Below are 18,553 nucleotides of genomic sequence, written 5' to 3'. Positions count from 1 at the left end.
ACCATATCACTTACTACCGTTTTTGTTTTTAGTTCCCGCTAATCCGCGATGAACCTAAAAAAAGCCCCAGTCTCTCGACTGGGGCTTTCATCTTTTCCCGATAGATAAGTATCGTGCTAGCGAAAACTTATCTCAAAACTAATGCTTACTTATTATGCGTTAGCTTTTTCTTTTTTAGCTTTTGGCGCTTTCGCTTCAGCTGGCTTTTGGTCTGCTTTCTTAAGGATAACTGTAGTACCTTCGAAAGTTTCGCCTTCAACGTATGGTTGGCCGAAGTAAGAAGTTGTTAGAACTTCTTTTAGCTCAGTGATTAGAGGGTAACGTGGGTTAGCACCTGTACACTGGTCATCGAACGCTTCAACAGCTAGCTCGTCTAGTTTAGCGATGAAGTCAGACTCGTTAACACCCGCAGCTTGGATAGATAGTGGGATGTCTAGGTCAACTTTAAGCTCTTCTAACCAAGTCAGTAGACGTTCAATCTTCTGAGCTGTACGGTCACCAGCTTGGCTTAGGCCTAGGTGGTCAGCAACTTCAGCGTAACGACGACGTGCTTGTGGACGGTCGTACTGAGAGAATGCAGTCTGCTTAGTTGGGTTATCGTTCGCGTTGTAACGTACAACGTTTGAGATAAGTAGTGCGTTAGCAAGACCGTGTGGTAGGTGGAACTCAGCACCAATTTTGTGAGCCATTGAGTGACACACACCTAGGAATGCGTTCGCAAATGCTACACCAGCGATAGTTGCTGCGTTGTGTACTTTCTCACGAGCTATTGGGTCAGCCGCACCATTTTTGTAGCTTGATGGTAGGTATTCTTTAAGCATCTTAAGAGCTTGAAGAGCTTGACCGTCTGAGTACTCGTTCGCTAGAACAGATACGTAAGCTTCAAGAGCGTGAGTTACTGCATCGTAACCACCGAACGCTGTTAGAGACTTAGGCATGTTCATTACTAGGTTCGCATCAACGATAGCCATGTTTGGCGTGATTTCGTAATCAGCTAGTGGGTATTTAGCACCAGTCTTGTCGTCAGTAACAACAGCGAATGGAGTAACCTCTGAACCTGTACCTGAAGTTGTAGTGATACATACAAGCTCAGCTTTTTGACCCATTTTAGGGAACTTGTAGATACGTTTACGGATGTCCATAAAGCGCATTGCTAGTTCTTCGAAGTGAGTTTCTGGGTGCTCGTACATAACCCACATGATCTTAGCAGCATCCATTGGAGAACCGCCACCTAGAGCAAGGATTACGTCAGGTTGGAAGCTCTTCATTGCTTCAGCGCCTTTCTCAACAACAGATAGCGTTGGATCCGCTTCTACGTCGAAGAAAGTTTGAACTTCGATGCCTTGTGCTTTAAGCAAGCTAACTACGTCATCTGCGTAACCGTTGTTGAATAGGAAACGGTCAGTTACTAGGAATGCGCGTTTCTTACCTTCTAGGTCGCTCATTGCGATTGGAAGGCTACCACGACGGAAGTAGATAGACTTAGGTAGTTTGTGCCACAACATGTTTTCAGCTCGCTTCGCTACAGTTTTCTTGTTGATAAGGTGCTTAGGACCTACGTTCTCAGAGATAGAGTTACCACCCCATGAACCACAACCTAGAGTTAGAGAAGGTGCAACGTTGAAGTTGTACAGGTCACCGATACCACCGTGAGTAGTCGGGATGTTGATTAGGATACGAGCAGTCTTCATCTTGTCACCGAAGTAACGGATGCGGTCTGCGTTAGTATCTTGGTTAGTGTAAAGACCAGATGTGTGACCGATACCACCGATTTCAACCATAGTTACCGCTTGAGCAACTGCGTCTTCGAAGTCATCTGCGCGGAATAGACCTAGAGTTGGAGATAGTTTCTCGTGAGCGAATTCGTCATCGTAAGAAACTTTACCAAGACCTTCACCTACAAGTACTTTTGTATCAGCAGGAACTTTAACACCAGCCATTTCAGCGATTGCTGGAGCAGGTTGACCTACGATTTTAGCGTTTAGGTTGCCGTCGATAAGCAGAACTTTACGTACTTTATCAGCGTCAGCTTTAGATAGAACGTGAGCTTTGTGAGAAGCGAAACGCTCTTTAACTTCGTCATATACTTCGCTAACTACGATTGCAGCTTGCTCAGAAGCACATACTACGCCGTTATCGAAAGTCTTAGACATAAGGATAGATGCTACAGCACGTTTGATGTCAGCTGTTTCATCGATAACGACAGGAACGTTACCAGCACCAACACCGATAGCAGGCTTACCAGAAGAGTATGCTGCTTTAACCATGCCTGGACCACCAGTAGCAAGGATAAGTGCGATACCGTCGTGCTTCATAAGCGCGTTAGAAAGCTCTACAGATGGTTGGTCGATCCAACCGATGATGTCTCGTGGAGCACCCGCTGCAACAGCTGCGTCTAGAACTAGTTTCGCTGCGTCGTTAGTTGAGTTCTTTGCACGTGGGTGTGGCGAGAAGATGATGCCGTTACGTGTCTTAAGAGAAATTAGAGATTTGAAGATTGCTGTAGAAGTTGGGTTCGTTGTTGGAACGATACCACAGATGATACCTACAGGCTCAGCGATAGTCATTGTGCCTAGGTTGTCATCTTCTTCTAAGATGCCACATGTTTTTTCGTCTTTGTATTTGTTGTAGATAAATTCAGATGCAAAGTGGTTTTTGATAACCTTATCTTCAACAATACCCATTCCAGATTCAGCAACTGCTTGTTGAGCAAGTGGAATACGAGCGTGGTTAGCAGCAAGAGAAGCTGCGCGGAAGATTGCGTCTACTTTCTCTTGAGAGAATGTTGCAAACTCTTCTTGTGCTGCTTTAACGCGAGCTACTAGAGCATCAAGTTCCGCTAAGTTAGTTACAGGCATGGTGGATCTCCTAAAATAATAAATATTAAAAACTTTTTATTAAATTCGCTGCTTGCCGTTAACCTTAAACACCAGCGTTCTTAGTAAATTGCTTTCAGGGCTGAGTATATTATTTCACTGTGTGAAAAAAATTGACCCAGATCAGTTACCCAAAAAGAATTAACCAGAAAGTAGTAAGGCAATCGCAAAAATGAACTTAAGAGCATGATTTATATAGATTAAACTCACACTTTTCGTTCGCGCAAAAAACAAGCAAACAGACAACTTTTTTCTACATAGCGTAATAAACTGTAAAAAAGTTTCATTTTTAGTCCGTTAAATTACATGTATACAGCTATATTCGTGCTACTGAGAGTATATCCATAGCGTTGTACGGGCTAGATTCTGACATAATTTTTATTAATTTCGTGCGTCGGTTAACAGTTACTCAATAATAAATTACAAAATGAAACACTACCAACTAGCTTGCAACAGGCTTAAAACAAAAGTGAGATTCAATTAGTTTTTCTAAAAAGAATCACCCATTTCAAGTTAGTTTTTTTCATTCGCGTAAATTGAGTTTGTCCCTTACATTACGCGCCTAAACTATTCACAGATCAACCCTTCAACCTTAAGTACGCTAACTGGAGATCGCTCTCATGCAAGGCTTAGAACTCGCAATTTTTATGCAATTCTTCCTTGGGCTTGTTGCTGCCGTAAACCCAATCGGCATCATGCCTGTTTTTGTTTCTCTTACTGCTCATATGCCGCCAGAAGAGAGGAACAGGACAGCCTTACAAGCAAATATTGCTGTTGCCGTGATCTTGATTATGTCACTTGTTGCAGGGCAAATGCTTCTTGATATGTTTAGCATCTCGTTGGATTCATTCCGCGTTGCTGGTGGCTTACTGTTATTGAGCATCGCATTTTCGATGATGAGCGGTAAGCTCGGTGAAGATAAGCAGAACAAACAAGAGAAGTCTGAATACATCAGCAAAGAGCAGATCGGCGTTGTTCCACTTGCTATGCCGCTAATGGCAGGCCCAGGTGCAATCAGCTCGACCATTGTTTATGGTTCTCGCTACCCTGCTGCTATTGATACGGTCGGCATCGGCATTAGCATCATCGCATTCGCAACGTGCTCTTGGCTTTTGTTCCGTTCAGCGCCGGTTATCGTTCGCTTTTTAGGTCAAACGGGTATCAACGTGATCACTCGTATCATGGGTCTGATTCTTGGCGCATTGGGCATCGAGTTCATCGCCAATGGCCTACGTAATCTGTTCCCAGGCTTGGCATAACGTTTAACAACATTTCGGTTGCTCTATAAAGGGCAACAATATTGAAATATAGATGAGGCGAGTAAAGCAATTGGGCTTTCACTCGCCTCGTTATTATGAAGCTTGTATAATGACTGTTAATGCATTTAACAGAAGACGAACCTCTCCTTATGTCACGCAAGCCACTCAAGCATCATTTGTACGTCATTATCTTTGGTACTCACACGCCAGCCGGACGTGCATTTGATATAACTCTGATCGTTGCAATCTTGGCTTCGCTGTTGGTTCTGATCTTAGAATCCATCCCTAATGTGATGACCGAATGGTCACAACAGCTGCGTTATATCGAATACACCTTCACTGCACTCTTCACTCTTGAGTATTTGTTAAGGCTCTATTGCTCCCCAAAGCCAAAATCTTACGCCACCAGTTTTTATGGTGTCGTTGACCTATTGGCGATTCTTCCGACCTACCTAGCAATCATCTTCCCAGGCGCTTCATTTATGGGTGTGGTGAGACTGCTGCGTGTGATGCGTATCTTCCGAATTCTAAAGCTGGTTCGCTACCTGCAAGATTCCAATATTCTGTTGCGCTCACTATTAATGGCACGACGAAAGATACTGATCTTCTTTAGCACCGTCGGCATCTTGGTGGTTATCTTTGGCGCCTTGATCTTTGTTATTGAAGGTCCTGACAATGGCTTCACCAGTATTCCTCACAGTATCTATTGGGCCATCGTGACTATCACTACGGTAGGTTATGGTGACATGGTGCCGCAGACCGCGCTTGGTAAAGCCATAGCATCACTGACCATGCTATTGGGTTACTCTATCTTAGCAGTGCCAACCGGGATCATTACTGCAGAACTCAGTAATGAGATGAACTCGCACAAAGAGTTGGTTAAGTGCCCGAATTGTAACCGAGCGGGTCATGATTCAGACGCCATGTATTGCAAGCACTGTGCTAGCGAATTAGCGGATCCAGACAAGCGTGTCGTCACCGACGAGAAATAAAAGCAGACACGAGATTCGAGTAGCGAGATGCGAAGAGATTTAAGGGCAGTTTCGAGGGCCGAATAACGAGGTAGCAATAAACTAAAAAGGGTTGACGTTTGTCGTCAACCCTTTCGGTTTATCAGCTAATAGAATTTAAGCAATCTTGCCTATTACGCTTTCTCAGCAAGGATAATGCGCAGAGTACGACGTAGTGGTTCTGCAGCACCCCAAAGTAGTTGGTCACCAACCGTGAAGGCGTTTAGGAAGTCGTTACCCATCGACATCTTACGCAGACGACCGACAGGTACAGACATTGTGCCTGTTACTTTCGCTGGTGTTAGCTCCTGTGCCGTGATGTCGCGGTCATTAGGAATCACTTTAACCCAATCATTGTGCGTTGCGATGATCTCTTCGATCTCGTCCATTGGCACGTCTTGCTTAAGCTTGATCGTTAGTGCTTGAGCGTGACAACGCATTGCACCGATTCGTACACAAGTACCATCAATTGGGATTGGCTGACCATCTAGACCAAGAATCTTGTTCGCTTCAACACCGGCTTTCCACTCTTCTTTGCTCTGACCATTTTCACGCTTCACATCGATCCAAGGAATCAGTGAGCCCGCCAGCGGAGCACCAAATTGGTCTGTTGGGAATGAAGATGAACGAATGGTATCAGCGACTTTTTTATCAATATCAAGGATGGAACTTGAAGGGTTTGCTAGTTCTGAACTTACGCTATCGTTGATCACACCCATTTGTGAGATCAGTTCACGCATGTTCTTAGCACCTGCACCAGAAGCCGCTTGGTAAGTCATGGCACTCATCCACTCGACCATACCTTTCTCGTAAAGGCCACCCAAAGCCATAAGCATTAAGCTCACAGTACAGTTACCACCAACGAAAGTGTTAGTACCGCCGTGAATGCCTTGCTGGATTTGAGCCAAGTTAACAGGATCAAGAGTGATGATTGAATCAGCGTCCATACGTAAGGTAGAAGCCGCATCAATCCAGTAACCTTTCCAACCTGCTTGACGCAATGCTGGGTATACTTTTGATGTGTAATCGCCACCTTGACAGGTAATCACAGCATCAAGCTGTTTTAGGCTATCAATATCAAAGGCGTCTTGAAGTAGACCCGCATCTTTACCACCTAGAACAGGGGCAGGAATACCAATCTGAGATGTGCTGTAATAAACAGGCTCAATCAAGTCGAAGTCTTTCTCTTCAACCATACGTTGCATTAGTACAGAACCAACCATACCGCGCCAACCAACTAGACCTACTCTCATCGCTCACTCTCCATGTATAAATTAAAAATTGCTCTCCCCCATCTATAAGTTTTTCAGAAACAGAACTCAAGCGCTTTTTGTCAAAAAGTGTAACTTTTTCGTTTCTTTTAAGTGAACGTAATGAATCGTGCAGTTATCTCTGTATCGACATTCAATGTCTGGACCATTGTTAAAACACCCATTATCGTCAAATTCAAACATTTACATCGCCAAAACCGCTTGAATCGACACCCATCACAAACAGTAAATCCCTCTTTTAAACCAAGGTTAATTAGAATTATATTTTACAAAACGAAAACAACGTGCGACAAACTTCAACATGTAACAATCATGAATTTAACAAAATTTCAGATTATGAAACCACAATTGATTGAGTTAACAGTCAAATATCACAACTTGGGCGTATTTTTTCGATATAATAAACTAATTACTGTAGTGTCCATTTTGCACCACACACTATAACGAAGCACTATAAATGCTCGAATTAACAAGAGGCTTTTATGAAGCAGAGTAAAACTCGCCTACCGAACCTATTACAGGTATTCATCGCGTTAGGACTATTTCTATCCCTTGCTTTTTCCTTTACAGCAAAGCTTGACCTTCCAATTCAACTTGCCTTGTATATTGGTTGGTTCATTATCATGGTTCTTGGTATTCGTCTTGGCCACCAATACAAAGACTTAGAAAAAGCAGCACTCAAAGGAATATCCAATGGCTTAGGCGCGGTTTTAATACTTTTAGCCGTTGGCGCTCTTGTTGGTACTTGGATCTCAGGCGGGATCGTACCTACTATCATTTACTATGGTCTGAAAGCTATCCACCCTTCTATCTTCCTTTTAGCGACCATGATCATCTGTTCTCTAACTGCATTGGCGACCGGTACTTCTTGGGGTGCTGCGGGTACAGCAGGTATCGCGATGATGGGTATCGGCCAAGGCCTAGGTGTTCCAGCACCGATTACTGCAGGTGCCGTGCTGTCAGGCTGTTACTTCGGTGACAAGATGTCTCCTCTTTCTGATTCAGTGATTCTGGCTTCTTCAATGTCTGGTGTTGAAGTGGTTGAACACATCAAGGGCATGCTTCCAGTTGCGTTAATCAGCTACGTGATTACAGGCATCATGTTTACTGCGTTTGGTTTCCACTACGCGGGCAACGTTGACATGAGCCAAGTAGACTCTGTCATCAAAGCGATGGAAGTTCAGTTCTACATCACGCCTTACTCATTCGTTCCGGTACTTATCGTGCTTGGTCTGTTGGCTTTCCGTATGCCTTCATTCCCGGTCATCAGTTTTGGTTCTCTGCTGGGTATTATCTGGGCAGTCATGATCCAAGATATCGACTTCCTAACGGCATTCAACACTGCTTGGGCACCGTTCTCAATCTCATCTGGCGTAGAGTTTATTGATTCGATTCTTAACCGCGGCGGCATGTCTTCAATGCTAGGTTCAGTTGCGGTTATCGTATTTGGTCTAGGTTTCGGTGGCTTACTGGATAAAGTGGGCGTACTAGAGACAATCGCTAAGGTGTTTGAGCGCCGCGTAAACAGCGCAGGCTCACTAGCGACGAGCACAATTGGTACGGCCTTCATGGGTAACGTGTTCGGTTCTGCAATGTACGTATCGTTAATCCTTACACCAAAAATCTGTGCGAAAAACTACGACCGTTTAGGCTACAAGCGTAAGAACCTATCTCGTAATGCTGAGTTTGGTGGCACGCTAACGTCGGGTATGGTTCCCTGGAGTGATAACGGTATCTACATGGCGAGTATTCTTGGTGTTGCGACGCTGTCTTACGCACCCTTCATGTGGTTAAGCTTCATCTGTATCATCGTGACTATCGTGACATCTTACATGGGTTGGTTCGTTGATAAGTGTGAACCAACAGCACCAGCGTTTGAAGCTGAAGAAGCGACCGAGTTAAGCAAGCAACAAGCTTAAGTTCAGGAGCTAACGCTTTCGAACGTAACTCAAAACGTTAATGGATAAATGCAAAAAGAGCGCCCTAGAGCGCTCTTTTTTGATCTGCTGATTTACTTATTTATCTATTTATTGGCGGTTCGTTTACCCAACCAGTAACCGATGCCTAACGGTGCAAAGAACACTACTAAGATAAACAGGATGAAGTAGATAATCACACCTTTGATTAACTCCATTAGCTTATCAATCGCCAGTACCACCACCTCTTGAGAGACGCGATCAAGGTCTTGCGTGAACAGTTCTCTTTCTGAAGTCACAATGCCGGCAATCTCGATGCGCTCTTTCGCAATCATCTCTACTAGAGCTTCTCTCTCACGTGTCACCATTTTTTCTAATGCCACACGTTCATCACTCAGCATCGCTAATTTTTGGTCGGTTTTATCACTGAGGTCGTTGAGCAATGGTTGCATTTCTGTCGACATAATAGAAGCCAGTGTTTGCATGTACTCCGGATTGTTCTCAATGAAGTCTTGCATGCTTGCTGATGTTTGACGAAGGCTTTCCAGCGTCATCAATAGGTCTTCACCCGTTAGTGAGCTATTCAATGCAACCAACTCCGCCTTCCACGACATCAGTTTTGGTGTCTGGTCAGCCATAAGGCTTAAACGATCAGATGCGTCACTCATTGCTTCTGGCATGGTGCCTAAGCTCTGAACGATTTGCGATTCGTCTTTACCAAGGTAATTTAGCCATTCACGGTAAGCAGGTGTGCTTCTGAATGTGAGGTCTTTAAATGGGTGGCTAGCAGAAAACTGCGCAACGAACGCTTTGCTGTTTTTGAAATCACTCGAGCTCAATACACCCTTTGCCAGCTTCTCGGCTTCTTGATCAAGAAAACGAGCGGTCTCTACTGCATCATCCGTCGCGAACAGATCCGCGCCGTCGCCTTGGCTATAAAACTGATTCATTTGGGCAGTGAAAACCCACGAGTCAATTAACGCAGACATTGGGGAAGTTTGGTAAGCCGCTTGTTGTAATCCCTGCTCTGCATGGATCTTCCAAAGCAACACATAAGATTGATGTAAAGTGTCATCAGCAGGATAAAATTGCGCGATTAAATCAGCCGAGTCTTCTACTCGTGTAAAGAACATCTTGGCGTATTCACGCGTCATGATCCGAGCATTTAACTCTTGTTGAGTGAGAGGCTTCGTTTGACTATCTAACTTAACTTCTAAGAGAGAACAACCACTTAGCACAATGCTAAGCACCAACACCATCCAACTTCGACTCGAAACTCGTAACATATAAACCTCTGACAAAGACTAAGGGCGCTGATTGTATGAGCGCTTCGTCATAGTATTGTCAAAAATCCTGTAAAAGTTAACGCTGACTGTCTAAATATTCATGAGCAGAATCCACAGAGGCTTTTATAGCCTGCTCTAGTTCAGCTAAATCATGTTCACTGATCGCACTGGACTGCTTCATTGTCATTTCAATGGTTGCGGCAATGATGGCTAACCGAGACGCTTTAATACTGCCAGCCACGCCTTTTAAGCTATGTACAATGCGAGCCGCGGAGGTTTCATCTTTGGTCAACAAAGACTTAAACTTCTCGTAGTCACCTGCGTGGTCTTGTACAAACACACCAAGCAAGAGTTCGACAGACTCAGCATCACCATCGAGCGTTTCTAACATGTCTTCGATATCAATCGCAGGCTTTGAATCTGTGACACTGGCAACGTGTTTCTCTACTACTGGCGCCTGTTCAGGGACTTGCTGAATAGAGTATTGCGGTACAACGGGTTGGCTTGTAACGTTAACGCTCTGCGGAGGTTGAGAGTCGGAAGACTGGTGCGTTGGCCTGTTCTCGGATACATAAGCGTCACTATCTGCTTGTTTCACTGCTGAGGAAACAACATCGCTATAAGAAGCGTCTTCCTTACTTGAATTAATTTCTAGTTCAGAGCTGAGTTCTTGGTCTGCTTCTTTCATCGTTTTTGTGGACCTAACGCCCCAAAACACTATCCCGCTCATCGCCACCAAGCTTAAGCCTAGCATCACCAACAATAGGTTGAATTGACGATCATGGAACTCAGCTTCGAGTTTTATGATCTGTTCATTTACTGAGTTTTTCTTAATCTTATCAACCAAATAGTTAAGCTGAGCGTAATCACTCAACAATGCTGACGCATCAGCCAGTAGTTGTTGGAGTGCATCTTGTTCTTCGTTTTCTAAGGAATAAGATTTTTCTAGAATGGAATCAAAGGCGCGATAAGTCGCTGACGAACTTTGATTGTCAGAATACATGGCTTCAAATACCACAACACCGAATTCGTTGAGGAGCGGTTTTAGCTGAGGGGAAAGCTCTTTATCAGCACGCAAGATCTTAATGTTATCAACGATGTCTTGAACTTGGCTTTCTATTGGAATGAACTCATCGAACTTTTCTAGGAACTGATCAGCTACGTACAACAGTTGGTTGACATCAGGACGAAACAAGGCGTGTTGGAAATCAGATTCAATCTGCAGTCGGATCGAATAAACCAACTGAGCATCGAGTGCGAGATCATTGATACGAGAGACTCGAAGCGGTTCTGAGAAATAAAGCGATTGCCTCAATTCGTTGACTCGAATACCGAGCTCTTCGATTTGAGCTAGAGAATTGGTGTAGGAACGGCTTAGATTAAGAAGAGCCAATGAAGGAAGTAACCACAGAGCCAAGAGCACAACCAAAAAGGTGGCTGGTTTTTTAAAGCGTTTGGGCTTTGCTACTGATTGTTCCATCTATATTCCTTGTGCGTGTTAACTTGAAGCCATGACCGTAGCTAAAAGATTAAGCACAAAATAAGCGACAACGTCCTGCTGCCGCTTTTATCCGTTAACTTCGGACTATGACTTATTGCGAGTCAGTTGGTCACGTAAGTTCGGTGGAGTGCCTTTAATCGTTAGCGTGTCTGTCTCCGGATCGTAAAAGATACGTTCGCCTAGAAGCAGACTATCAAAACTAACATTCAAACCGCCACCAGCACCAACAAATTTTGTTAGTTTACGCATAGTTGCGCGATCGGCTGGGAAGCTGTCTTCTAACTCGTAGCCTTGCTCACTAGTATAGTCAAAGAAGCTTGTGCCATCTGTGCTTGCTGGCAACTCACCAGAAAGTTCACGAACTTGTACTTCATCGCCCGCTTTAAGCTGCTCGTTACAGTAATCCGCAACCTGCTTTTTGTAGCTGATCGCTTCTTCTTTCTCTAATTTAGAGTCAGAAACGAAGTCTTCTACCGCTTGCATCAGTACTTGGTTCTGCTGTTTCGCATCCAAACCAACTTCAGCTTGTAAGAAATCTAAGAAGAAATCCGCGACTTTACGGCCAACACGTCCTTTAATGTAAGTTAAGTAACGGTTTGACTCTTTATCAGTCTCATAAGTTGAAAGGTCTAGACGAGCCGCGATATCCATTTTTGAGATATCAAGGTAGTCAGTCGCACTAATATCAAGCCCTTCAGTTACCTTTAGGCTTTGGTTTGAAGGCAATAAACCAATGAAAAGGTAATCTGTTGCAAGTGACTGATATTCAGCCATTACCAAGATACCTTCGTCAGCGAATGGGTACTTTGATAGTTCGTCTTTTAGACGTTGCGCACTCTTTTGAGAAAAATCGTAAAAGTTTGTCTCACCAGCACGAAGTTGATGCAACCACTGCTGGAATTCGCTGTCAGATTTGAAAGAACCAAACCCTTTGCCTGCTTTTGAATTAAAAACACGGTGAAGTTCAGCAACTAGGCTTTCAGATGAAGCATCGTTTTCTAGAGATTCAGCACGATAGTTAACAATCAGCTCATCCTGATCGTTCTTGCTCAGCTGGTGTAAAATTACGTTGGAAAGGTGAAGGCTCATAGTGAAAATATTACCGTTCAGGTTTCAGTTGTCGTGCATAGTAGGTTATCATAAGCCGCTTTTACTATCATTATTAGAGTCCTTATGCCGATTATATCTAAATACACAGATGATCAAGTTGAAAAAATCCTAGCTGAAGTAGGTGCTGTACTAACTAAGCACAAAGCTTCGCCAGAACTTTCACTGATGATCGCTGGAAATATCGCAACCAATGTCTTAAATCAGAATGTTGCTGCTTCACAACGCAAAGGAATTGCTGAAAAATTTGCCGAGGCTTTAATTTCTTCTCTTGAAGATAAAAAGTCTCACTAAATTTGATTGACGGATAAAAGAATTATAAATGGTAGACAGCGCAAACTCATATAGCGATCGTGTATCTCGACTGGTTGGTTGGGGTCACTGGTTTGCATTTTTCAACATCATTGCTGCGATGTTGATTGGTACTCGTTATATTACTCAATCTGCTTGGCCAGAAACCTTGCTAGGCCAATTCTATTTGGCTGCATCGTGGGTTGGTCATTTTGGCTTTTTAGTGTTCGCGCTCTATCTATTAGTGCTGTTCCCGCTCACTTTTATTCTTCCGTCGAGGAAGTTATTACGTTTGGTTGCCGTTATCTTCGCGACCATAGGTTTAACTGTCCTACTGATTGATACCCAAACGTATCAAAATATAAACCTCCACCTGACGCCTGTCGTGTGGGAGGTTTTATTCAGTGGAGAGGAATCTGCATTCACGTCTGATTTGCAGCACCTCTTCATTGTTATGCCATTTATCTTCTTACTACAGCTTGGTCTGTCTGAGTGGGTTTGGCGTAAGCAGCGTAAACTGTCTCATAAACACATTGGCCGTCCGATTACTGCCGTCTTCTTCTTGTGTTTCATCAGCAGCCACTTGACCTACATGTGGGCTGATGCGTACTTCTATAACCCAATTACTAGCCAGAAAGCGAACTTCCCACTGTCTTATCCAATGACAGCGAAAAGCTTTATGGAAAAACATGGCCTATTAGACCGTGAAGAGTACCTTGAGCGTTTAGAAGCGAACAAAGAGAACGTAAACCTAGTTAGCTACCCGCTAGAAAAAATTCAATACAACCGCCGCAGTGATGATCTTAATATCCTGATGGTGAGTGTGAACAACCTTCGCTCTGACGCACTTAATGCGACGGCGATGCCAAACAGCTATGCCTACGCACAACAGTCGATCAACTTCACCAACCACTACAGTTCAAGTAACGATATGTTTGGTATTTTTGGCTTGTTCTACGGCCTACCGAGCAGCTACGCAAGCAGCATTGAAGCTCAGGGGTCAAGCGCAGTATTGCTCGATGTTTTAGAGAATCACGATTACAAGTTCGCTGCTTTCAGTGGCGACAACTTTAGTGATGCACTGTACTCGGATATCATCTTCCGAGGCCGTGATGTGATGCCAGAGCAAGCAACTTATGATGACCAGAGTGCCATAAAAGCTTGGTCTAACTGGATTCAATCACCGCAAGCTAAACGCCCTTGGTTTAACTTTATTGAATTAACCACACTGGATAACTTCGCCAGCTACGATTCAAGTTCAGAGTCGGACTCTACGCTAACGACAGCAGAGCGTTTTGCAGCAGACTATCAAAAGTCGGCGACAGCGGCCGATGCTCAGCTAGCAACTATCTACGCTGAACTGGAACGCTTAGAGCTTGCCGATAACACGGTGGTTATCATTACCTCTAACCACGGTACTGAGTTTAACGAAACCAAAACCAACAGCTGGGGTGCAAACTCCAACTACAGTCGTTATCAGTTACAAGTACCACTGTTTATCAGCTGGCCTGGCAAGTCTGCTTCTGAATACACCCACCGTTCTAGTCATCTAGACGTGTCAGTAACACTGATGCAAGAGCTATTGGGTGTATCTTCGAACCCAACAGATTTCAGTAGTGGTCGCAGCCTGTTTAATGAACGTAACAGAAAGTGGATTCTCGCGGGCGACTCTCGTGAACTTGCTCTTGTTACTGACCAGCAAACAACGGTGTTGGATAAATTTGGTAACTACAAATTGTACGACCAAAATTACAAGCGCCTGAAAAACGTAAGCCCTCGCTTACCTGTGTTGATGCAAGGCCTGACAGAGCTACAGCGTTTCTACACAAAAAATGACTAAATAATCAGCAAACAGCAAAGGGAAGCCAATGGCTTCCCTTTTTTATTGCCGTGAATGATTAGAAAACAAGCAACAAAACAAAATTATGAAAATTAAGGGTTTACAAGATCCTCCACCCCTTATATTATTCACGCCACTGGAGGGATGGCTGAGTGGTCGAAAGCACCGGTCTTGAAAACCGGCAACCGTTAATAGCGGTTCTAGGGTTCAAATCCCTATCCCTCCACCACTTTAAAGAAAGCCGCTGAGAAATCAGCGGCTTTTTTGCATCTGAAGCTTTTTAAAATATAAAGCTCATCTAACAAAACTCTCTACAGTCCCAGTTTCAAACCCATTCACTTTATACCTAGTTTTAAATTCCGATCTCACCGTTCTAAACTAAAAGTTCATGCGCCTAAGCCACTCCCCTCATAACTTTACCTGCAAGCCAATTAGATACTTTCTTTTTTAATAGCACAGAAACACTTCACGTATAACAAAAGTTGGGAATACTTGGCTTATTGAATATTAGATTTTGTCGGCTTCTTAATAAACCGAACAATAAATAATCATTCAGAACAAAAATACCAAAAAGCGTTCATAAAAAAAGCAGTCAGTTAATAAGGGTATTTACAAGCGAAAGCCACCCTTATATTATACGCGCCACTGGAGGGATGGCTGAGTGGTCGAAAGCACCGGTCTTGAAAACCGGCAACCGTTAATAGCGGTTCTAGGGTTCAAATCCCTATCCCTCCACCACATTAAAGAAAGCCGCTGAGAAATCAGCGGCTTTTTTGTATCTGGCGTTTACGTAAAGAGCTTACGTAGTTTCTACTACGCCACCTTTCGGCTCACTTCAAAGCGTCCAATCAATTGGTCTAAGCGGCTCAATGCATTGCCCATCAAAGAAACTCGACGTGCGAGTTGCTTAGTAGACAGTTGTAAGTCAGATATTGAACGTTGGGCTTTATCTGCCGTTTGTCCGTTTTTCTGACTGTTCTCATCTAGATTAGACATCGTGGTAAAGAGGTCACTCACCGCTGCTTGAATTTGTTCACTGCGGGTGTTTGAGTCTACTGTTAAGTTTCCCTTACTCACATTCTCCACGCCTCGCTCCATAGACTCAACAGCACTGCGAGACTTACTATGCAGCTCTTTCATTAGGTCACTAATATGGTTCGCAGCTTGTGAGGTGCGGTCAGCCAGTGTTCTTACTTCAGAAGCGACGACAGAGAACCCTCTCCCGTGTTCACCTGCTCTTGCCGACTCGATGGCCGCATTCAAGGCCAAAAGGTTAGTCTGCGCGGTGATGTCAGTAATGATATCTATAATGTCAGACACCTTAGTCATTTCATTATTCACCTCATTCACACTATGCGCCGAGCTTTCGACGATATTCCGAACAATCCCCATGCCTTCGACGGACTGATTGTATTCCTTCTCCGCGCTCAGGACGGCTTGTTTCATCACCGTGTCCATTTGCGTTGCTGAGACACTCGCATGAGTAATTTCGCTCTGTTGATACTGACTCAACTGAAGCATATTGCTTAACGCTTGTGATGCATCATCACTGGTTTGCTTCATCACGACACTGCGACGAAACATCGATTCCGAAACCTCTCTAACTTCGTGACTCGCATGGATCAACTCACTCACCGTGTTATCTAAATTGTCGATAAAACTGTTAGTCCAGCGCCCTAAGTTGCCAAGTTCATTATGACTGAATGTGGTGGGATCAAGTCTCCGACTTAAGTTGCCATCACCTTCAGCTAAGGTCTGCATTACCCCGGTCATTTCATAAATCTTCTTCGCTAGTGGTTTGGCGCTAACTAAACGGAATAAGCCCAATGAAAGCAACGCGCAAGCGAACATAATGCCACTCTGCATAAAAGGTGTGAGTGTATAAAGGTTGGCAAACAGTAATGGAACAAATAGAGGCAGTAGCATGCAGCTGATAAAGTGCTTAGATAAGGTATAACTTAGACTTCGGTCTCTGTAGACCTCTTCTAAATCGGACTCACACATCATGCCAAAGGTATCTGGTGAACCATCCAATTGAAAAGTGATACCTTTGCCAATAACGGGTATGTGGCGATAGTCAGAATACCCCGGATAACCAATAAACAAGTTATTGCCATTTTTAATGGTTTCTCTTACGCCTGGGTGAAGCTGGTTGGTGGCTGGGTCCGTAAAGCGAATCTCAAATTCGGTGTGGTGCTGGATCTTAACCGTTCCCCAATCAGTATGAATCCCTTGCTTTAAGTTCTCGCCGTGTGAAAAGGTATTATCTTCAAAGCGAGAACGAGAGAGCGCAACACCCGGCTGAGTATGAGGATCATGAATGGAGTCGACCATAAAGATATAGTTATCACCCGACTCGCTATAAATATGCCCCGCTTCTCTTTGAATAATGTCACCAATAACATCATTTGGAACACGACCACATAGGAATTGCGGCGCCCCTTCATCCCGAGAAAAGGGGACATAAAACATCAGCGTTACTTGGTCATGAAACGATGAACTCGAAGCCCCTACGTTCAACGTGCGCTGATCCATATACGGCCCATGCAGATAACGCTTTGAAGCCCCTTCAACTAAAGCCTTCTTGTCTCCAAGGTTAACCCCTACATGCTCATGATAACTCGATGCTTGTGCTATCCCCTTAGCATCGACGATCGCCAACTCAGAAAAATCCGTACTGCGTTTAAGAAGGCTAGCTAACGTCCCCTGAGCTTGTTCTTCCGTTCGACTTGCTAAATAAACCGCAGAGTCTTCTAAAAAATCCCATTGATTCTTGACCCAGTTATGCAGAAGTTGAACTCGCGTGTGAGCAATACTTTCAAAAGCTTGTTCAAGCTCTTCCGTCCTACTTCGATTGAGGAAACAAGCTCTGCGCATAGCCAGTTTTCCTGTTGCGCCAAACCAATTAAGCCAACTACGTTCCTTGTCCGTCAGGTTCATTTTTATCCCTTGTGTTTTTATAGACACATGGGTAAAGCAATTTACAGACCACAATTAATCACACAAATACGTAACTAATTAATAAAAAAGTACTTTATATGAGTCACAATGGTGCAAGCGTGTCTTTTATGGTGCAAAAGGCGCTTATTTCACACCATCATTTCAATGAACTATCAGCCGCTAATTTGAGAGGTTAACCGTGAACATGATAGGCCGCTTTTAACAGCTGCATGTGAATCGGCACCAGATCTTGGTGTTTAGTGCGGTACCCGCCACCGACTACGCAAGCCATCGGAATAGACTCTGATTTCGCTAATTCAATCATGAAACAGTCGCGCTCAAATATCCCTTGTGTCGAGACATTCAAATAACCCAGTTCATCGTCTTGATGAATATCTATCCCCGCATCATAAATAATCAGATCAGGTTGATGGTGAGCAATCGCTAACTTAGTGACTTGTTCAAAACAACGTAGGAACTCTTCATCTTCTGTTTCACGACTTAATGGCACATCTAAATCGGATAGCGGCTTTCGTGCAGGGAAGTTTTTATCGCAGTGGAACGACAGAGTAATGATGTCGTCGTTGTCTTGGCAAAGAGTTGCTGTGCCATCACCATGATGAACGTCGCTATCAACGATCAGCACTTTATCGATATGTTCAAAGGTCAGCGCGTGTTTTGCCGCTAAAACCAAATCGTTCAACAAACAAAAGCCACTTCCAAAATCATGATGCGCATGATGATAACCACCACTCAAATGAATCGCTAAACCAGTCTCTATTGCCATTTCAGCGGCCAAGCAGGTTCCACCACTTGAGTAGAGTGTTCTTTCGATAAGTTGCTCGCTCCACGGGAAACCGATACGTCTCATCTTTGCTGCAGGTAACTTACCAGACACGAGCAAATCAACATATTCGCTATCATGTACCTGTTTTACTTGCTCAACCGAAACCGGCGTTGGTTGGCACACTTCAAACTTGCACTTCCATCGAGGTTCGCTATTCATCAGCGCCTCAACAGCACTATGCAACAACTGATATTTGTTGATTGGGTAGCGATGACCTTCTGGTAAAGGTAACTGTGAATAGATTGGGTGGTAAATTAAAGGAATCATAATCAGGCTAATTGCGTATCTTTCTCAAAATCATAACAGCCTCAAACTTGGCGACAACCTTAATTAATGATAATGGTTATCATTGTTATTAATTATAAAGTAGAGACCATAATGAAAAACGTAATACTCATCTTTGGGGTGA

12 protein-coding genes and 2 tRNA genes are annotated in these 18,553 nt (G+C 43.9%); 7 read left to right on the top strand and 7 right to left on the bottom strand.

The features are described 5' to 3' along the window. Positions 1-152: 152 nt before the first annotated feature. Positions 153-2,858 (bottom strand): bifunctional acetaldehyde-CoA/alcohol dehydrogenase, encoded by a 2,706-nt coding sequence (gene adhE, locus ACED41_RS13480; RefSeq protein WP_017061183.1) that lies wholly within the window; start codon positions 2,856-2,858, stop codon positions 153-155. A gap of 638 nt (positions 2,859-3,496) precedes the next feature. Between adhE and ACED41_RS13475 the strand changes: the two genes are divergently transcribed. Both ACED41_RS13475 and ACED41_RS13470 read left to right on the top strand, forming a co-directional pair. Further along, positions 3,497-4,135 (top strand): YchE family NAAT transporter, encoded by a 639-nt coding sequence (locus tag ACED41_RS13475; protein WP_017061184.1) that lies wholly within the window; start codon positions 3,497-3,499, stop codon positions 4,133-4,135. 149 nt (positions 4,136-4,284) lie between these two features. Then, entirely contained in the window at positions 4,285-5,127 is an 843-nt protein-coding gene (locus tag ACED41_RS13470) for an ion transporter (protein ID WP_029235134.1), read from the top strand. Positions 5,128-5,279: 152 nt separating this feature from the next. Here ACED41_RS13470 and asd read toward each other — a convergent pair whose 3' ends face one another. Continuing rightward, positions 5,280-6,398, bottom strand: coding sequence for an aspartate-semialdehyde dehydrogenase (gene asd, locus ACED41_RS13465; protein WP_012603520.1), 1,119 nt, complete (start codon positions 6,396-6,398; stop codon positions 5,280-5,282). A gap of 500 nt (positions 6,399-6,898) precedes the next feature. Between asd and nhaC the strand changes: the two genes are divergently transcribed. Further along, positions 6,899-8,335 (top strand): Na+/H+ antiporter NhaC, encoded by a 1,437-nt coding sequence (gene nhaC, locus ACED41_RS13460; protein ID WP_017063453.1) that lies wholly within the window; start codon positions 6,899-6,901, stop codon positions 8,333-8,335. A gap of 104 nt (positions 8,336-8,439) precedes the next feature. Here nhaC and ACED41_RS13455 read toward each other — a convergent pair whose 3' ends face one another. From ACED41_RS13455 to yejK, 3 genes are all read right to left on the bottom strand, one after another. Beyond that, positions 8,440-9,618, bottom strand: a complete 1,179-nt coding sequence (locus ACED41_RS13455) for a chemotaxis protein (protein ID WP_371725118.1) — start codon at positions 9,616-9,618, stop codon at positions 8,440-8,442. Between the two features lie 76 nt (positions 9,619-9,694). Then, positions 9,695-11,098, bottom strand: a complete 1,404-nt coding sequence (locus tag ACED41_RS13450; RefSeq protein ID WP_371725117.1) for an Hpt domain-containing protein — start codon at positions 11,096-11,098, stop codon at positions 9,695-9,697. Between the two features lie 105 nt (positions 11,099-11,203). Beyond that, a complete protein-coding gene (gene yejK / locus ACED41_RS13445; RefSeq protein ID WP_017061190.1) occupies positions 11,204-12,208 on the bottom strand; it encodes a nucleoid-associated protein YejK in 1,005 nt (334 codons plus the stop codon). A gap of 84 nt (positions 12,209-12,292) precedes the next feature. Here yejK and ACED41_RS13440 point away from each other — a divergent pair, with 84 nt between their 5' ends. From ACED41_RS13440 to ACED41_RS13425, 4 genes are all read left to right on the top strand, one after another. After that, positions 12,293-12,520: a YejL family protein gene (locus ACED41_RS13440; protein ID WP_004734063.1), complete on the top strand. Its 228-nt coding sequence runs from the start codon at positions 12,293-12,295 to the stop codon at positions 12,518-12,520. A 28-nt stretch (positions 12,521-12,548) separates the two neighbouring features. After that, positions 12,549-14,357, top strand: coding sequence for a DUF3413 domain-containing protein (locus tag ACED41_RS13435; RefSeq protein ID WP_017063450.1), 1,809 nt, complete (start codon positions 12,549-12,551; stop codon positions 14,355-14,357). A 138-nt stretch (positions 14,358-14,495) separates the two neighbouring features. Beyond that, positions 14,496-14,586: transfer RNA gene (locus tag ACED41_RS13430), tRNA-Ser, on the top strand. Positions 14,587-15,004: 418 nt separating this feature from the next. Further along, a tRNA-Ser gene (locus ACED41_RS13425) sits at positions 15,005-15,095 on the top strand. A 75-nt stretch (positions 15,096-15,170) separates the two neighbouring features. Here the strand turns inward: ACED41_RS13425 and ACED41_RS13420 are convergent. Both ACED41_RS13420 and ACED41_RS13415 read right to left on the bottom strand, forming a co-directional pair. Then, complete coding sequence (locus ACED41_RS13420) at positions 15,171-17,297, bottom strand: methyl-accepting chemotaxis protein (RefSeq protein ID WP_371725116.1); 2,127 nt, start codon at positions 17,295-17,297, stop codon at positions 15,171-15,173. 193 nt (positions 17,298-17,490) lie between these two features. Beyond that, positions 17,491-18,411 (bottom strand): histone deacetylase, encoded by a 921-nt coding sequence (locus tag ACED41_RS13415; protein ID WP_136973525.1) that lies wholly within the window; start codon positions 18,409-18,411, stop codon positions 17,491-17,493. Positions 18,412-18,553 lie beyond the last annotated feature (142 nt).

Source organism: Vibrio sp. 1F255 (assembly GCF_041439145.1).
Taxonomy (GTDB): Bacteria; Pseudomonadota; Gammaproteobacteria; order Enterobacterales; family Vibrionaceae; genus Vibrio; species Vibrio crassostreae_C.
This window is presented reverse-complemented; position numbering and strand designations above follow the sequence as displayed.